The sequence below is a fragment of the Parafrankia sp. FMc2 genome, assembly GCF_041008525.1.
Classification (GTDB): domain Bacteria; phylum Actinomycetota; class Actinomycetes; order Frankiales; family Frankiaceae; genus Parafrankia.
In genome coordinates, this window is the sequence record NZ_JBFLUG010000064.1 from 27,701 (window position 1) to 45,298 (window position 17,598).

The following is a 17,598-nucleotide window of genomic DNA, read 5'->3' on the forward strand; positions in this document are numbered from 1 at the left end:
ATGAGCACCGCCACGGGATCCGTTCCTGACGCGGCAGCGGCCGGAGTCCCCTATCCCCGGCTCGTCGACGGAAGAACCGGAATCGTGCGCCGCCTGGTGCCACGCGCCGTACCTTCGTGGTTTCCTCCGTCGTTCGCCCTGACGCATGCCTGGTTGTGCGACACGACCCGCTTCGGGCCGTGGCCGGCGGACGCCACCGGCGCGGGGTACGGTTTCGCCGACCCACGGCGCACCGTCGCGGCGGCGCTGGGCGAGGCTGCCGAACGGTACTGCGGCAACCTCGTCCCACCCGGGCTGACCAGCGCCAGCCACGCCGAACTGGTCGACGCGGGGGTCGACGCCGTCGACCCGGACAGCCTCGCGCTCTATGCGCGGGCACAGTACGAGACCCCGGGCTTCCCCCTGGTCCCGATGACCGCGGACCTCGTCCAGCAGTGGGCGCGCGGTCGCGACCTGCGGACCGGTGCCCCGGTTCTCGTTCCCGCCTCGCTGGTCTGGGTCTCGTGGAACGCGCCGTCGGCCGGCAACCAGGCGCCCCGGACCAACCCGGTCATGCAGGCCGGTCTCGCCGCCGGCCCCGACCGGCTGTCCGCCGAGACCGGGGCATTGCTGGAAGTGATCGAACGCGACGCCATGACGCTGTCCTGGTACGGCGGGCGTGGGCTACGCCGCGCCGTCCCACCCCGATGGCTACGCGACTTCTGCCAGGGCCCGCGGGGGGTCCTCGACGTGCACTTCCTTGCCTTCGACGACGAGTTCTCCGAGCCGGTGATCGGTGCGCTCGTCGCGGACAGGCACACCGGCTACCTCACCCTCGGCATGGGAGTGCACCACGATCCCCTCGACGCGGCGATGAAGGCATACGGCGAAGCCCTGCAGCTGCAGCTGTTCGTCGCGGACTACGACGACCCGACCGGTTCCTACGCCCGGATGGCGACCCGCCCGACCAGCCCGCTCAAGGCGTGGCGGGCCGACCGGGCCTACCGGAAGTCCTATCGCCAGGACTTCTGCGACGTCGTCGACTATGGCTGTCACCTCCAGCTGCACCTTGATCCGGCCGTGCGCGCGGAGTTCCACCGCGAGCTCGCGGATGCCGTCACCGGGGAGACCAGGCTGGCGGATCTCGCACCGCCAGCCATGTGGACCCCGGACCGGCGGCTGTCGGCCCTCGTCGACCGGCTCGCCTCCCGCGGGCATCGGGCCGTGGCAGTGGACGTCACCACCGCGGACGTCCGCCGCGCGGGCCTGCACGTCACCCGGGTGATCGTTCCGGGCCTGTACTGCAACGCCCCGGTCGGGATGCCCTTCCTCGGCGGCCAGCGGCTGCCCGCCGCCCGGTCCCGGCCCCGGACGGCATCCCTGCCGGCGATGCCCCTGCCGCACTGAGCGCCAACCCGTCCGCCCGTCTCGTTGGGAGAGGCCCTGTACGCCACCGGCGCGGTCGTCTCGTCGCCCGCACACCCGAACCACCGCGCAGCGGTCTCCGAACAGACGCGGTTCAGGCTTGCCCTCACGGTCCTGATCGTCGCGACACCCCTGATCCTCGCTGCCGCGATCAGCGTGGGCGCGGTCCGGCTTCCGCTGCGCGAGGTCTGGTCGAGCGTCGTCGCTCACCTCGTCGGGCCCGTCGTCGGCATGGACAGCCGGCCCGGAGTAGACGACGAGATCATCTGGCAGGTTCGCACCCCACGGGTGCTGCTCGCCTTCGTCGTCGGTGCGGGACTCGCGGTCGCCGGCGCCACGCTGCAGGCGGTCGTGCGCAACCCGCTGGCTGACCCCTACGTCCTCGGTGTCTCCTCGGGAGCCTCCCTCGGCGCCGCCGCGGTGCTCACGCTCGCTGGCGCTGGCGCTGGCGCTGGCGCCGGTGGTGCTGGTGCCGCCGGCTGGCTGTCCACACTGGGCGTGTCCGGCGCTGCCTTCGCCGGCGCCCTCCTCACCCTGGGCGCGGTGCTCGTGCTGGGCCGGCGGGCGGGGCGGATAGAACCGACCCGACTTCTGCTGGCCGGCGTCGCTCTCGGGTACCTGCTCCAGGCCGCGACCAGCTTCCTGCAGCTGCGCGTGTCCAGTAACCAGCTCGCGCACCTGCTGTTCTGGCTGCTTGGGATGGTCTCCGGCGCCGACTGGCACAAACTGGGTCCACCCGCCGCCATCGTCACGGCCTGCACCTGCTGGCTCATCCTGCGAGGACGGGCGCTCAACGCACTGCTCCTCGGCGACGACACGGCCGCCTCCGCCGGGGTCGCGGTCAGCGCGCTGCGTACCGAGCTGCTCGTCATCGCCGCGCTGCTCACCGGAACCGTCATCGCGGTCGCTGGCGGCGTGCAGTTCGTCGGCCTGATCGCGCCGCACTGCGTCCGCCTGCTGGTGGGTGCCGACCACCGCCGACTGCTGCCGCTGGCCGCCCTGCTCGGCGGCAACTTCCTCGTGCTGGCAGACCTCGTCGCGCGGACAGCGACCCAGCCGCTCGAACTGCCGCTGACCATTGTCACCGCCGTCGCCGGCGTTCCGTTCTTCCTCGTCCTGCTGCGGCGCGGCAACCCCGGAGGCACCTCGTGACCGGCCTGCGCATCGACCGCGTCGAGGTCCGTATCGACCGGGCCACGATCGTGCGGGAGCTGACCGTCGACTGCGCTCCCGGGACGTTCGTCGGGCTGCTCGGACCGAACGGCAGCGGCAAGTCCACCGTGCTGCGGACCATTTACCACGCCCTGCGACCGCACGCCGGAACGGTGCTGCTCGACGGCCGTGACCTGCACCGCGACCTGGGACCACGGGCCGCCGCCCGCCAGGTGGCCGCACTCGCGCAGGAACACGGCGGTGACGTCACACTGTCGGTGCGCGCCGTGGTCGGCACCGGACGCCTCCCGCACCAGAACGCCTGGAGCCCCACCTCCCCGGGCGACACAACAGTCATCGACGAGGCGTTGCGCACCGTACGGATGGCCGAGAAGGCACAGCGACCGTTCACCTCGCTGTCCGGTGGGGAGAAGCAACGGGTCCTGCTGGCCCGAGCCCTGGCCCAGCAACCCCGCCTGCTCGTGCTCGACGAACCCACCAACCACCTCGACATCGGGTCACGGCTCGACCTGCTCGACCTGATCCACTCGCTGGGAATCACCGTCCTCGCCGCACTGCACGACCTTGACCTGGCGGCGGCGTACTGCGACGTGGTCCACGTCATGGCCGACGGGCGGGTCGTCGCCTCGGGTACCCCCGTCGACGTCCTCACGCCCGACCTGCTGCGCACGGTCTTCGGGGTGCGCGCCCACCGCGGCATCCATCCGCTCACCGGACGGCCTCACTTCGCGTTCACCTCGCTGACCGGCGGCCAACCGCCACCGCCCGCTGCCCAGCAGCCGCTGCCGCCGCCACGGGAGCCGTCCACCCCGCCGATACCGGCTTCTGACGGTGCAGCCTTCTCCCTGGAAGGATCCATATGATCACCCGCCGCGTCCCGAGAACGGCGCTCGCGTTCGGTCTGGCCCTCCTGGCCGCCGCCGTGACCTCCACCGCCTGCGGTGACTCCTCCGCGCCGTCCTCGACGCCGTCCGGACAGCGGCTCGGTGCCGCTGACAGCCAGGCCGGCTATCCGGTCACCGTGAACAACTGCGGACGCGCCCTGCGCTTCGACCGGGCACCCACCAGAGTGATCTCCGGATGGCCCACGAGCACCGATCTTCTTGTGGCGCTCGGACTCGGGGAGAGGGTCGTGGGCCAGTACAACACCGGCAACGGCAGTCCCGCGACCGCCTACGCCGCCGCCGTCACCGCCATCCCCGTCCTCAGCGAGAGCGCGCCAACGCGGGAGCAGCTCCTTGCCGCACGTCCCGACCTGATCTGGGCAGACGGCTCGTACCTCTTCGACGGCCAGCAGCTGCCCGGCATCGACGACCTCACCGGCCGAGGAAGCCCGGTTCTGATCCTCAGCGGCTTCTGCACCGATGACGCGACCAGGGCGAAGGTCACCGACGTCACCACCGACCTGAACACCCTGGGCCGCATCTTCGGCGTGGCGGAGAAGGCGGCCCAGCTGAGTTCCGACATCGACACCCGCCTCGCCGCGGTGACATCGAAAACCGACGGCCAGTCGCCCGTGGCCGTCGCGATGATCAGTACCTACAACGGCTCCCTCTACACCTATGACGGCGTCTACACCGACATCGCCCAGCGCGCCGGTGCCCGCAACATCTACGCCGGCACCCTTTCCGCAGGCCAGTACTACGGCGAGCTGTCAAAGGAAACCATCATCAAGGACGACCCGGCCACCCTCGTGTACCTGCTCAGCGGCGGTGAAAGCGAGACCGACGCCCGGACCTTCCTCACCAGAACGCTGCCGACAGTCACCGCCGTCCGCACCGGCACCATCGTCTTCCTCCCGCAGTGGAACTCGACGAACCTCGCCGGCGTCGAAGGTGTCGAAGCCCTGGCCGCGGCGCTGCATCCATGACCACACCCCCCCACCCGGAGCCGCCGGCGACCGGCATTGACGCTGATCGGGCCCTCGACCGATCCGGGTATCGGCACTTCCTGACAGCACGGGCAGTCTCGTGGGCCGGATCGGCCGTCAGCCTCGTCGCGCTGCCGCTGCTGATCTACCAACGCAGCGGCAGCGCCGCCCTCACCGGGCTGCTGACCGCCCTCGAAGCCATCCCCTACCTGCTGCTCGGGCTACCCGCCGGAGCCTGGGCCGACCGCCTCGACCCCCGCCGCGTGCTGGTCGCATCGAACCTGGCCAGCTGCCTCCTCCTCGCCAGCATCCCGCTGGCGAACATGATCGACGCGCTCACCACCATGCAACTGCTGATCGTCGCGGCAGGCAACGCGGCAGCCCTGACCTTCTCCGACGCGGCCGGGTTCCGAGCGCTGGCCGCGTTGGTCCCCCCTGGTGCGATGGGGCAGGCCACCGGGCGGATGAGCTCCGTCAGCACGGTGATCGCCCTCGCCGGCCCCGCGGCGGGCGGCCTGCTCGCCGCCACCGTCGGCGCCGGCCCCGCCCTCTCCGTCGACGCCGCCAGCTTCGCCGCCTCCGCACTGCTGATGGCACGGCTTCCCCCGCACTCCCCGACAGCGCGGCCAGTCCGCCGGCCGCTGCGCGCTGACATCGGTGAAGGCCTGCGTTGGGTGTGGGAGCACCGGCTCGTCCGCACTCTGACACTCATCGGCCTCGGTAACAGCCTGACCGCGGGCTTCGTCACCGGCCTGATCGTCGTTGTCGCAGTACGCCGGCTCGGGCTGCCTGACGACGACGGGCGGATCGGACTGCTCTACGCCGCTGCCGGCGCCGGCAGCCTGACAGCCAGCCTGCTGATCGCGCCGCTACAGCGGCGCTTCCCGGTCGGCTGGCTGACCCTCGGTGGCCTGGCCGCCGGCCTGGTCTTCCTCGGCTGGTGGGCGGTGAGCACCGCGCTGATCCCAGGTGCACTGGCACTGCTCGCCTGGCAGGCGGCCAACACCACCGTCAGCCTCAACGGCATCGTCGTACGCCAGACCGTCGCACCCATCGAGCTCCAGGGCAGGGTCAACACCACCGCCAGGATCATCGCCTGGGGCGGCCAGCCCATCGGCGCAGCCGTCGGCGGACTCACCGCCCAACACACCGGACTCGGCCACGCCCTCGCCCTCGCCGGAAGCGGACTCACGATCTCCCTCGCGGCGGGTTCGCTCACCCGACTACGTGACCCACACCGCCTGGCCGCACTTGCCGTCGCGGCACCGGCCAGCCGCACACGGGTACCCACAGAACAGGCGGAAACCTCGCATTCAGAGAAACCAGGGTTCGCGAAACCCTGACCGCCGAGCCCTGTCAGTCCCGGCACCAGCATTCTCCTGTCAGGATTCACCGCCTCGACAAAAGATGATCTTCAGGTTGAGGCTCGACCGGGCTGGTACCGCAGGGCGACCGCCCCCGACCGGAACTCCTGGCGCCCCACGAGCTTCAGCTCGAGCCGGTCGCTCAGGCCGGCGAACAACGTCGGCCCATGGCCTGCCACGACGGGGTGCACGACGAACTCGTACTCATCGATCAAACCCAGCTCCGCCAGGGCCAGCGGGAGGGTCACGCCTCCCACGAACAGGCCTCTGCCAGGCTCCCGCTTGAGCTGCTGCACGGCTTTCCCCAGGTCACCCTGCACGAGCTCCGCGTTCCAGTCGACCTGGTCCAGGGTGCTCGACACGACGTACTTCTTCGCCCCGTCGATCGTCCGGGCGAAGGGGATCATCCAGTCGGCCATCCAGTCAGGCCACGTTCCCGCCGCCGGCTGCCGCCACGCCTCCTCCATCATCCTGTAGGTCACCCGGCCGAAGAGAAGGGCGTCGGCTCGTTCCAGGCTGGCGGCCCAGTAGCGGTGCGACTCGTCGTCCGGGGTCATCGTCCGGTGGTCGCAGCAGCCGTCGAGGGTGATGTTGATCGAGTATCGGAGCGGTCTCATGGGTGGCTCTCCCTGCTGCCGTCGCGGACGTCTGACGAACCGTCGTCATCATCAGACCAGCGCCGCCGCGATTTCTCATCGTTCTCCCGTTCGACCTGCCAGGCGCGAGGATCGCGCACCCGCACCCGCACCCGCACCCGCAGCTGTGCTGTTGCCCGACCATGTCATGGTCGAGGTCGTGCCAGCCGAACCGGTGGACCGGGTCGGCTGGGCCCAGTGTCGCGTGGGCACCGTGCAGATAGCCGACCAGGAGGTCGCCTTCGGCCCGCCAGGCCGTCACTTGGTCGCCCATGGCGACCCGGTCGTCCGCGACCTGGGTCACGCCCGAGGAAGGGGCGTGTCTGTCTCTTTGCCAACGACACGTGTCCCGCACGGCGTCCCCACCGGCAACCCTCACGACCAGCGTTGATCTGACAGACGAGGCGAACCGGTCAATCCTCGAACACGCCAAATCTCTGCCTCGGTCGTGGTCTGATTATTTCGCGTGTGCTCGATAGGTCGCTGACCAATCCGCACCATCGCCTCGTTGTCTCGGCAGATACCTGCCGGCCGGATTCAGGACCCGGCCCTTGAAACGGTCCTGACGCGGGTGCTCTGCCGCGCCGCGCGGTTCGTGGCATCGCACTACCCGTTCGCATCCGCGACGTCGTCGGGACCATCATCGCCTTCAGTCTGGAGATCACCGGCGCGTGATCAGCGCATCCAGACCGCCAGCTACGGCGAGTTCGGAGCCGCCGCGACAACGTGACAGGGGTTCGCCCGGTGTCCGGGTGGCGACAGTGCGAGTCGATGAACGGGCGCAGAGACAACCTCTGAACAGGCTTTCTTGTCCGCTGGCAGGTGGACCGACACAGCGCGGTCAGCGTGCATGTGGACGAGACAAGGCCGGGAGGAGTCGAACCTCGTGGTCACAAAAGAGAATGTGTGTTCCAATAGGAACGGCTGTGGAACGAAGGAGTTCCGGACCGGCGCAATGATGACGACGGGATCCGGTGTCCGGCGGAGGGATCTTCTTAGTGGACGCGCACCGTTCTCATCCCACCCACGAGATCGCCTGGAGCGAGGTCGCCGATGACTTCGTCACGGAGTGCAGCAGGCGGGTGCTGATGTCGTTGCCGCGCCGTGACCAGCGAGAACGCGGCGAGCTCTACGTTTCTGGGCTGCTGTCGCTCACCGGACGCAAGTCGATGCGGTCGATAGCGTCGATCACCGGAGGTGGTGCGGCCGAGCAACGGCTGCACCACTTCATCAGCAAGTCGTCGTGGGACTGGGTTCCGGTACGCAAGGCGCTGGCCGCCCATCTGGACCGAGCGCTCGATCCGTGCGCCTGGGTGGTGAAGCCGATGGTCGTGCTGAAGGCGGGAAGACACACCGTCGGTGTCGCCGAGTCGTTTGTCCCGCACCTCGGGCAGGTCGTCAACAACCAGCGCTCCTACGGGGTGTGGCTTGCGAACGACAGGCACAGCGCACCGGTGAACTGGAGGCTCCTGCTGTCCGGGGACTGGCTGGGCGACGCCCGCCGCAGGCGGCGCGCGGAGATTCCAGAGCCAGTCGGTGCCGGTGACCTGGCCTCCTTGCCCGCGGCGACGGCGACGACGACTGCCCTTGAGATCGCGCGGGGGTGGGGGCTGCGGCGCCGGCCGATCGTCATGGACGCGCGAGACGAGAACGCGGCGGCGCTGGTAGGAAGCCTGTCTGCCGCCGACGTCCCGTTCGTCCTGCGCATCAGCGGGGCGACGCGGCTGATCGGCGTGGACGCGACGCGGGCTGGCGGCAGACTTCAGGTGGCCATGGCGCAGCGCCTGGCCGAGGCGGCCGGCCGGGCCGGGTACGCGATGCAGTGGATGCACCGCGCCGGCCCCGGGACTCCACCCGTCCAGGTCGTCCGAACGGAGGTCATGCTGCCGCCCGAGACCGGGGCCACCGGCCCGCTTCTGATGGTGGGGGCGTTGCCTCCGGGTGAGCCCCGGTCGCAGGAGCTCTGGCTGTCCAACATGACGAAGGTGCCGGCGACGGCCGTCATCCGCCTCGGTGGTCTCGTCGAGCGCGTCAACCAGGACTTCTCAGAGATCAGCGTCCGGGTGGGAGCGATGGATTTCGAAGGCCGGACGTTCGGCGGCTGGCACCGCCACATCACGCTCAGCTCCGTGGCGCAGGGCATCGTGACTCTCTCCGCCGTCCGTAACAAGGCCGGCGATCCGACCCTCGACGATTTCCAGTTGGCCTGACGACCGGGCGGGAGCCCGGATTCGCCAGAAGATAGACGAAAGGGGCCCGGAGCCATCGTGGATGCGGGCTGGGCGAGCGACTCGATAGCGGATCCGGACGTCCTGATCGTCGGCGGAGGCCCGGTCGGGATGTTGCTGGCCGGTGAGCTGGCCCTGCACGGGGTTCGGACGACGGTACTGGAGAAGGAGCTAGTTCCGTCAGACGAGTCGAAAGCCGGAACCCTGCACGCCAGGACTGCCCAGTCGTTGCACCGGCGCGGTCTGCTGGAGGCTGTGCAGCCGGGCGGATATGTCGCGAGTCGCACTCCACAGGCACACTCACGTTTCCATTTCGGTGGTCTGTTCGACCTCGATCTGGCACCGGTGGTCGAGGAGTTCCCCGCGATCGTTGGTAGTCCGCAGGCGTTCGCGGAGGCCGTCTTCGCCGATCGCGCGCTCGTGCTCGGTGCCACGGTGCTGCGGGGCGCCGAGGTGACGGACGTCTGCGAAGCACCGGGGCATGTCGCAGTGACGATCCGCCGGCCCGACGGCCGGCCCGCGGCCCTGCGGGCGAGTTGGCTTGTCGGCTGCGACGGGGCTCGCAGCGTGACGCGGGCGAAGTCCGGGATCGCTTTCACCGGAACACCGCCCACCATGTCGTGTCTCATGGGCGAGGTCCGCCTGCCCGACCCGCGGTCCATCGCCTCCGGCTGGCGGCGGACCGCCCGTGGCTGGACCATTGCCTGGGTTGATCCGGGTGGCCACAGCCGCATCGGGACATACGACTTCCGGGGTTCGCATCCGGACCGCGCCGCGCCTGTGACCTTCGAGGAGTTCCGGTCGGAGGTCGAGCGCATCACCGGCCAGGCCGTACCGATGCGCGCTCCTCGGCACCTTTCGCGGTTCAGTGACGCGGCATTCCAGGCCGAGCGGTACCGGTCGGGGCGTGTTCTGCTGGCGGGGGATGCGGCCCATGTGCACTTTCCCGCCGGGGGGCAGGGGCTCAATACCGGCCTCCAGGACGCGCTGAACCTGGGATGGAAGCTGGCCGCATGCGTCCGGGGCCATGCCCCGGATGGGCTGCTCGACAGCTACCACAGTGAGCGGCACCCGGTCGGGGAACGTGTGCTCGCCAATGTGAGCGTGCAGGTCGCACTGATGAACCCGGACCCGTCCAGCGATGGGCTGCGCCGTCTGTTCTCCGACCTCCTCAGGTTGGACCAGGCCAACGCCTATCTGGCCGGCATGGTCAGCGGGACGGACATCGTCTACGACTGCGGGCGGCCCGATGATCCCCTCGCCGGGCGGTTTGTCCCGGAGACACGGCTGCGGACGTCGGGAGGCTCGGTGAGTCTGGCGGCCCTGCTGCACGCGGGGCGACCGGTGTTGCTGGACCTCGCCGACCGGGCGGATCTGCGACACGCCGCCGCGCCGTGGGCGGACCGGGTGGACGTCGTGCCGGCCCGGGCGCAGGAGCGGCTCACCGCCGAGGCGTTGCTGCTGCGTCCGGACGGCTACGCGGCCTGGGGTGCGATGGGCGGGGCACGCGACGTCGAGGACCTGAGTGTGGCACTGGGACGCTGGTTCGGTGATCCCGGCGAGGTGGGTCTGCCAGGTTGACGGTCAGCAGGCGGCAGGTGCGGGTCGCCTCCCGGCTGGTCCGATGCTCTGCGACGAGGAGAGGGTCAGTCCAGCGAGGCCAGGGCGAGTCGGGCGGCGGCCTGAAGCCGTTCCGCATCCGGCGCCGCCCGCGCTACGACACGGACGCCCTGCATCACCACGAGCAGGAAGTTGGCGATCTCATGCGCGTCCTTGTCAGCCGCCAGCTCGCCCTGAGCCTGGGCCCGCAGCAGGGAGGACAACAGCGCCGTCTCCACCACGCTCCAGCTGACGGCCACCTGGCGGGCGACCTCGGGGTCCCGTGGGGCGAGCTCGATGGCGGCGTTCACTATGAGGCAGCCTCGCCGGTCCGGGTCGGCGAGGGCCTCGCTGACCCAGCTCTGGACGAACGCGCGTACTGCCGACAGCGCGGGCCCGGGCTGGGCGAGGGCAGTGACGAAGCCTGCCTCGCTACCGCGCAGGTAGCGCCGCATGGCGGCCAGGTACAGATCGTGTTTGCTACCGAACGTACCGTAAAGGCTGGCTCGGCCGATCCCTAGATGCTCGACGAGGTCCGCCATGGAGGTGGCCTCGAAGCCCCGTTCCCAGAACAGGTCCATCGCACGCTCGAGCATCACGTCGGGATCGAATTCCTTGGTCCTGCCCATGCTCTCGAGGCTAACAAGACCGGGCAATCAAGAAAAGGCCGCTGCGATGGGGGCGGGGACTGGTTTGTTCGGTCGTCTGCGATCGGGTTGCCTGGGCGTGGCGCTGGGCGGCCGTGACGTGGGCCCTCGCCGACGCGGGCCCTCGCCTGCGCGAGGCTGGGCTGATCAGCGCCCTGGCAGGCGGATGGACTGGCTGTGCCGGAAGAAGTCGCGCGGATCCCAGGCCGCCTTCACCCGTTGCAGGCGCGGATAGTTCTCGCCGTAGTACAGCGTGGTCCAGGGCACTCCCGACCGGTTGCGACGTGGATCGCTGAGATCGATGTCGGGATAGTTGACGTAGCAGCCGTCGGTGACCTCGCCGGATACCGGTACGCCGCCGGTGTCGGCGTACACCGCTTCGTAGATCTCCCGCAGCCAGGCGATGTTGGCGGCATCCGCGCCAGCCGAGTGCCAGTACGTCTGGTAAAGGAGCTTGAACGCCGAGTCACGGTGTACCGAGGAGGTGGCGGTCCGCGATGGTGCGTTCACCGCCGCGCCATAGGAGCTCAGCAGCACCATGGCGGAAGGGTTGGCGAAGTCGGTGCGGGTCAGATGACGGTAGATGGTGGCGATCTGCCGCTCGGGCATCGAGCGGCGCAGGTAGGCCGACTTGTGGTCGCCGCGAAGTGTCGGATCGACCAGCACCTGGTTGGTGACACCGAGGTAACGCGTCGCCTGCAGCCAGGGAAGCCGCTGCGGCGTGCTGAACTCGGGCATCGGCCCGTGTTCCCCCATGGCGCTGGTGACCGGCCCCCGAGGTACGCCCACCCCGTCCGAGACAGCGCGCAGGAAGTCGTCGAGCAGTCCCTCCGCGCCCGGCACGGTCGCGTCCATCTGGGTGAGCAGGCCGATCTGGCCGTTCGACCGGTGGTTGAGGCTCAGGTTGGCAGCAAGCCCGTCGTACGGACCACCGGCGGTGGTATGGGCTTCGTGCCAGTCGCCATAGTTGCGGACCAGACGGGTGAAGGCCTGCTCGGTCACAGCCTCCCAGGGCCAGGAGACCGCGCTGAGCAGCACCTCGGCCGGGGGCCTGGGTAGCTGCGCGCCGGGGGCACGGCCCGAGGTGCCGCGGGAGCGGAACCAGTACCGTGTGACCACGCCGAAGTTGCCGCCGCCGCCCCCGGTGTGGGCCCACCACAGCTCGTGGTTGGGGTCGCCGTCGTCGCTGGTGGCTATCACCGTGCGTGCCCTGCCGTGCGTGTCGACCACGACGACCTCGACGGCGTGCAGATGGTCCACGATCAGACCGTGCCGGCGGCAGAGCATGCCCCAGCCTCCGCCGCTGACGTGCCCCCCGACACCGACTGAATAGCAGACACCACCGGGGACCACGACCCCCCACACCCTGTACAACCGCTCGTAGACGTCCATGAGGATGGCGCCGGCCTCCACCTCGAAGGCCGAGCGTTCCGGGTCGTAGCGCACCCCGGTCATTTCGGAGAGATCGATGACGGTCTCGACCTCGCTGTTGAAGACGAAGTCCTCGTAACAGTGGCCGCCACCGCGCACGGTCACCCGGCTGCGCGCATCGACCGCCTGCTGGACGGCGTTGCGCACCTGGTCCGTTGTGGCGACCAGACGGACGGCACCAGGTCGCGCGGTCCAGCGTTGGTTCATGCCGCGTACCAGGTCGGGGTAGCGGGCATCGCCTGGGCGCACGGACACCTCAGTAAACGGGCTCACGTCCACCGAAGCCGTGGCCCCGGTCGTCCCGGTGACCGCGGCGGCCACGCCCGGCACAGTGGCCGCGGCGAGCGCGGCGCCGCCGGTCACGATGCGGCGGCGCGACCAGCCGTTGGCCGGGCCCTCCTGCCGGTCTCCTGCGCCCGGAGTGGTGGCTGGGGTCATGGTCATGCCGCCTGAATCGACAGAGAGTGGGTGAAGAGGTTCTTCGGGTCCCATTGGGCCTTCGCAGTCCGCAGCTTCGGATAGCCAGCCTTGAAGTACAGCTCGTGCCAGGGGATTCCGGAGGTGTTGTGGACCGGGTCGGCGAGATCCGCGTCGGCGTAGTTGATGAAGCAGCCGTCGGTGTCGGGGCCGGGAGCGGGGACTCCGCCGGTCGCCGCGTACACGTCGCGGTACAGGGAGCGCACCCAGTTCAGGTGTACCGCGTCCTCGGCGGGATCAGTCCAGAAACTCACGTAATGGAGCTTGAGAACCGAGTCGCGTTGTGGCACCGCGGTATCCGCGGTGGGCACGGTGTTGATTCGGCCGCCGTAGGAAGTGATCATTACGAGTGAGGCGGGATGCGCATAGTCGGTCCGCGTCATGTGCCGGTAGAACGCCCGGAGGTTGGCGTCGCTGAAGCCGCGTTTCATGTACGCCGACTTGCCTTTGAACCGTGTCGTGGTGTCGGTGCCGGTGAAGCCAGGCCACTGGGTGGCCGCGTGCAGCCAGGAGATCGTGCGGCGTTCGTCGACGCGGTAGCGGACCCCCGTCCCCTCGTTGACGGCGGCGAGATAGGAGTCGAGCAGAGCGCCGGCCCGCGGCACCGACGCGTCGATCTGCGTCGTCATCGAGAAGGAGCCGGCGGCCGCGTGTTGGGGCTTGAGCTGGCTGAACAGCGTGGCATACGGCGAGTCGGGCGAGCTGTTGGCCTCGTACCACCTGCCGAAGTTGCGCAGGATGCGGCTGAAGGCCGCCTCGTCCAGGTCACTCCACGACCAGGTGACGGTCGCGACGATGACCTCCGACGGAGGCCGGGGTAGTTGGTCGGCCGGGCTGGTGCCGGTGACGCCCGGCGACCGGAACAGGTATCGGGTGACAACGCCGAAGTTGCCTCCGCCACCACCGGTGTGCGCCCACCACAGGGCTCGGTTCGGGTCGTCACGCTCCCGGGTGGCGACAACTGCGGACGCCCGGCCGGCTCGGTCCACGACCACCACCTCCACACCCCACAGGTGGTCGACGATCAGACCGTGGCGCCGTGACAACGGTCCGTATCCACCACCCGCGATGTGGCCGCCGGCGCCGACAGTCGGGCAGCTTCCTCCGGGCAGGGCGACGCCCCACTGCCGGTACAGCGTCCGGTAGATGTCGCCGAGGCGGGCACCGGGCTCGACGGTGAACACCCGACGGGCCTCGTCGAAGCCGACCCTGTTCAGCCCGGAGAGGTCGAGGACGGTGCGGACCCGCCGGTTCGAGACGAAGTCCTCGTAACAGTGACCGCCGCTGCGGACCGCGAAGGCGGTGCCGCTGTCGACGGCGCGCTGGACCGCGGCCTGGGCCTGGTCTGCGCTGCTGATCAGCTGGATGGTCTCCGGAGAACCCACCCAGCGTTGGTTACTGCCCCAGTTCAGGTCCGGGAACTGGCGATCGCCGGGCCTGATCACCACCGGGGCGCTCCCGGGGGCCGGGGCCGCGGCGGCCGCTGCCGCGCGGGTCGTGGCGGCAGGCAGAACTGCCACCCCGCCACCAGCGAGCGCGACACCTCGGAGAAAGGCGCGACGGGAGTCGCCTGGCATCGTGGGGTACTCCCTCTTCGGGTTTCAGATGATCATGCTGGGGCGGGTGTGCCGGCGATCAGCGGGTGCAGCGCTGGACGAGGCCATCGACGATGAATCGAAGGGCGTCCGAGAAGTAGCGCGCCGTCTCGTGGCGGAAGTAGCGGGTCTGCTCCGCCTTCTCCACCCCGGCCGGGCTGAGGGTGACGCGGAGGCTCAGGGTGGGATGGCCGTCGTCGTCCCGGCCGAGCTCGTTGACGATCTCGGCGATGCACGGGTCGTTGAGTGGCCGGAAGATCACTCGCCTGTGATCCTCGAAGGTCACACGCTCCCGCACCTGCTCCGTGTCGCGGACGGTGATCTCCCGGAGGAAGCCGTCCGGGTAGCGTTCCAGAACGCGGCAGGCAGTCACCGCGGGCACGTAGGGGCTCGGGTGCTCCGACTTGTGCAGCAGCCCTTCCCAGACCTGGTCGGCGTCCGGCCTGAACGGGTCGTCACCCGGGCCGGCGATGGCGAGTGTCCAACTGAGCGTGGCCATGTGGCCCTGCCTTCCTGCTCTCCCAGTGACGCCAGGAGTCTTTCGCGGCCGGCGGCGCCGGCACATCGCATGAATGTGCGATGCCGGCGATCCGCCCGCCAGGCAGGATGCGGGCGGATGGGCATCCTTGTCGCGCCGGGACCGCGTGGCTCTCTAGACCGATCGTTATAGATCGTGGTAGCTTGCGATCACCATCACCCCAGGGAGACCGCGCTACCTCACGGCCCCATAGTGGAATGGGTGGTCTCCTATGGAAACCCTCACCGCGGACGCCTCATCCGACACGGCTCCACCGAGTGGCCTGCGACCCAGGCTGTGCTTCGCGATCCTCGGCGCCGTTCAGATCGTCCTGATCGCGACGATCACCGTCATCACCGTGGCGCTCCCGGCGATCCAGCACGATCTGCGCCTGAGCGACACCGACCTGGTGTTCGCCACCTCCGCCTACAGTCTGTCGTTCGGCGGGCTGCTGGTCCTCGGCGGACGACTGGCCGATCTTCTCGGCCACCGAGCGGTGTTCGTCGCAGGAGTGATCGCCTTCGGCGCCGCCTCGCTCGTCGCCGCGACCGCCACCACGCTGTGGGTCCTGGCGGCCGCGCGCTTCGCGCAGGGCGGCGGTGCCGCCCTCGCCGCCCCGTCCGCCATGGCACTGCTCAGCTCCGTCTTCCCGGACCAGGCCCGCCGGACTCGGGCCCTGGCGGTCTGGGGTGTGCTCGCGAGCATCGGGGCGAGCTCGGGCACCGTCCTCTCCGGGGTGATCCTCTCCTGGGTGCACTGGCGCTGGGTGTTCGTCGCCCCGGCCATCGTCTCCGCGGTGATCGTGCTCTGCGCGCCATTGCTGCCGGCCGGCCAGAAACGCCAGGCCAGCCGGCTGGACGTGCGCGGTGCCCTGCTCATCACCGCCGGGCTGACCTCGTTCATCTTCGGTCTCGGCGAACGGGAGTGGCTCTGGATCGGCATCGGCGCAGCCATGCTCTCCGTGTTCGCGGTGACCCAGGCGCGGTCACCCCACCCGCTCGTTCCCCCCGCGCTGCTGGCATCGGCCCAGCGCCTGACGGCCCTGCTCGCCATCTGTCTGACTGCCGCCGCGATGGCTTCCTACTTCTTCATCCTGGCGTTGTTCTTCCAACGGACGCTGGGCTATTCGCCACTGCGTACCTCGGCGGCGTTCATCCCACCCGTTCTCGCGGTGCTGTTCACCGCGGCGACCGGCGGCTGGGCCGCGCGCCGGTGGGGGACGGACACCCTGACAGCCGTCGGGCTTGCCCTCGCGGCTGTCGGGATGGGACTGCTGAGTCGGCTGGAGGAGACCTCCTCCTACGCGGGTCTGCTGGCAGCCGGCATGACGCTCATGCCGGTCGGCGCGGGCTTCGCCTTCTCCGGCGCAACGGTCTGGGCTGTGTCGGGGACATCGGCACGGCAGGCAGGCCTGGCGGGAGGCATTGTGAACACCGCCATGGAGATCGGCCCGCCCCTCGGGCTCGCAGTTCTCGTACCGCTGGCCACCGCGCATGCAGCCGGAACCGGCGGCGGTGCCAGCGCTCGTGGATACGGCTTTGCCTTCGGCATCGCGGCGATCACACTGCTCGTCACCTCCGGGCTTGTCCTGCTTCAGCGCAGGACCGTCACAGCAGGCATCAGCTTACCCAGCTGAATCCATCAGCGCTGAATCCCATCGGCCTGCATCCTGTCTCACCACCGCCTTGTCTGATCTATTTCTGTCAGCCCTACCGAGAAGGAGTCACGTCATGGTCGCACGTTTCACGGGCAAGGTTGTTCTTGTCACCGGTGCCGGTGGGGTACTGGGCCGGACCACCGCCCTGTCATTCGCGAACGAGGGTGCGACCGTCGCTGTCGCCGACGTCAACGAGAGCTCCGCGAAGGAGACCGTCAGGCTGATTGAGGCTGGCGGCGGGAACGCCTCCGGCATCGTCGTCGATGTCACCAGCTCCGAGAGCGTGAAGGCCATGGTTGACACGGTTGTCGCCCGCCACGGTCGCCTGGATGTCGCGTTCAACAACGCCGGAATTCTCGATGGTGGGACACCGGTCGGTGAGCACGACGAGGACGTGTGGAACCGCGTCCTCGCGGTCAATCTGACCGGCATCTTCCTAGCCCTGAAGTACGAGACCGCACACCTCGCCGCCAACGGCGGTGGCACCATCGTCAACACCGCCTCCAACCTGGGCGCCCACTGGCGCCTGGCCGGCATGAGCGCCTACTCGACCTCCAAGGCGGGAGTCAGCTTCCTGACCCGTACCGCCGCGCGCGAGTACATCGGGCGCGGGGTGCGTATCAACTCGATCAGCCCCGGCCCGATCGACACCCCGATGTCCTATCTCCCAGGCGAGAGCCGTGAGCAGCGCGACACCCGCCTCGCGCCCACCGTGCCGCTCGGCCGGGTTGCCGACCCGCAGGAAATCGCCAACGCCGTGCTGTGGCTGGCCTCCGAAGAATCGAGCTACGTCGTCGGTCATGACCACGTGATCGACGGTGGCGCCACCGCCTGAACGGCCGGTCGGCATCTGTGCCGACCCCATCTAGTACTTCAGCCGGACTTTAGTGATCATTTTGATCTGATGGGTCATGGTTGAGATGCGACGTTGAGGTGGAGCCGGTCCAGGCACGCAAGAGGCCACCGGTGATCATCGAGGTTTGTGACGACTCTCGAAGATC

14 protein-coding genes are annotated in these 17,598 nt (G+C 69.5%); 9 read left to right on the forward strand and 5 right to left on the reverse strand.

Translation table 11 applies throughout. From position 1 onward, the window contains the following. Genes AB1460_RS21345 through AB1460_RS21365 form a run of 5 tightly spaced genes read left to right on the forward strand, consistent with a single transcriptional unit; the run spans position 1 to position 5,790 of the window. A complete protein-coding gene (locus tag AB1460_RS21345) occupies positions 1-1,386 on the forward strand; it encodes a YcaO-like family protein (RefSeq protein ID WP_368963574.1) in 1,386 nt (461 codons plus the stop codon). A gap of 24 nt (positions 1,387-1,410) precedes the next feature. After that, entirely contained in the window at positions 1,411-2,556 is a 1,146-nt protein-coding gene (locus tag AB1460_RS21350; protein WP_368963575.1) for a FecCD family ABC transporter permease, read from the forward strand. Then, positions 2,553-3,440 carry an ABC transporter ATP-binding protein gene (locus AB1460_RS21355; protein WP_368963576.1) on the forward strand — a complete coding sequence of 296 codons (888 nt, stop codon included), beginning with the start codon at positions 2,553-2,555 and terminating at the stop codon, positions 3,438-3,440. The genes AB1460_RS21350 and AB1460_RS21355 overlap by 4 nt, the downstream gene beginning before the upstream one ends. Then, entirely contained in the window at positions 3,437-4,447 is a 1,011-nt protein-coding gene (locus AB1460_RS21360) for an ABC transporter substrate-binding protein (RefSeq protein ID WP_368963577.1), read from the forward strand. Before AB1460_RS21355 ends, AB1460_RS21360 begins: the two co-directional genes overlap by 4 nt. Next, positions 4,444-5,790 (forward strand): MFS transporter, encoded by a 1,347-nt coding sequence (locus AB1460_RS21365; protein WP_368963578.1) that lies wholly within the window; start codon positions 4,444-4,446, stop codon positions 5,788-5,790. Before AB1460_RS21360 ends, AB1460_RS21365 begins: the two co-directional genes overlap by 4 nt. A 71-nt stretch (positions 5,791-5,861) precedes the next feature. On the opposite strand, the gene AB1460_RS21370 is transcribed toward AB1460_RS21365, so the two are convergent. Continuing rightward, a complete protein-coding gene (locus AB1460_RS21370) occupies positions 5,862-6,428 on the reverse strand; it encodes a dihydrofolate reductase family protein (protein ID WP_368963580.1) in 567 nt (188 codons plus the stop codon). A gap of 1,016 nt (positions 6,429-7,444) precedes the next feature. On the opposite strand from AB1460_RS21370, the gene AB1460_RS21375 reads away from it, so the two are divergent. Beyond that, positions 7,445-8,656, forward strand: coding sequence for an IS701 family transposase (locus tag AB1460_RS21375; protein WP_368963581.1), 1,212 nt, complete (start codon positions 7,445-7,447; stop codon positions 8,654-8,656). A gap of 57 nt (positions 8,657-8,713) precedes the next feature. Then, positions 8,714-10,255 carry an FAD-dependent monooxygenase gene (locus AB1460_RS21380; protein ID WP_368963582.1) on the forward strand — a complete coding sequence of 514 codons (1,542 nt, stop codon included), beginning with the start codon at positions 8,714-8,716 and terminating at the stop codon, positions 10,253-10,255. A gap of 65 nt (positions 10,256-10,320) precedes the next feature. Here AB1460_RS21380 and AB1460_RS21385 read toward each other — a convergent pair whose 3' ends face one another. The 4 genes from AB1460_RS21385 to AB1460_RS21400 form a co-directional block, all read right to left on the reverse strand. Continuing rightward, the gene (locus tag AB1460_RS21385; protein ID WP_368963584.1) at positions 10,321-10,902 is read right to left on the reverse strand and encodes a TetR/AcrR family transcriptional regulator; all 582 of its coding nucleotides are present in this window, start codon (positions 10,900-10,902) and stop codon (positions 10,321-10,323) included. 165 nt (positions 10,903-11,067) lie between these two features. Next, on the reverse strand, positions 11,068-12,795 hold the full coding sequence (locus tag AB1460_RS21390; protein WP_368963585.1) for an FAD-binding oxidoreductase: 1,728 nt from the start codon (positions 12,793-12,795) through the stop codon (positions 11,068-11,070). Beyond that, the gene (locus tag AB1460_RS21395) at positions 12,792-14,405 is read right to left on the reverse strand and encodes an FAD-binding oxidoreductase (protein WP_420497331.1); all 1,614 of its coding nucleotides are present in this window, start codon (positions 14,403-14,405) and stop codon (positions 12,792-12,794) included. The genes AB1460_RS21390 and AB1460_RS21395 overlap by 4 nt, the downstream gene beginning before the upstream one ends. A 58-nt stretch (positions 14,406-14,463) precedes the next feature. Further along, positions 14,464-14,922: an AtaL-like protein gene (locus AB1460_RS21400; RefSeq protein WP_368963588.1), complete on the reverse strand. Its 459-nt coding sequence runs from the start codon at positions 14,920-14,922 to the stop codon at positions 14,464-14,466. A 250-nt stretch (positions 14,923-15,172) separates the two neighbouring features. On the opposite strand from AB1460_RS21400, the gene AB1460_RS21405 reads away from it, so the two are divergent. Beyond that, positions 15,173-16,576, forward strand: a complete 1,404-nt coding sequence (locus tag AB1460_RS21405) for an MFS transporter (protein WP_368963590.1) — start codon at positions 15,173-15,175, stop codon at positions 16,574-16,576. 94 nt (positions 16,577-16,670) lie between these two features. Further along, positions 16,671-17,432, forward strand: a complete 762-nt coding sequence (locus AB1460_RS21410; protein ID WP_368963591.1) for an SDR family NAD(P)-dependent oxidoreductase — start codon at positions 16,671-16,673, stop codon at positions 17,430-17,432. Positions 17,433-17,598 lie beyond the last annotated feature (166 nt).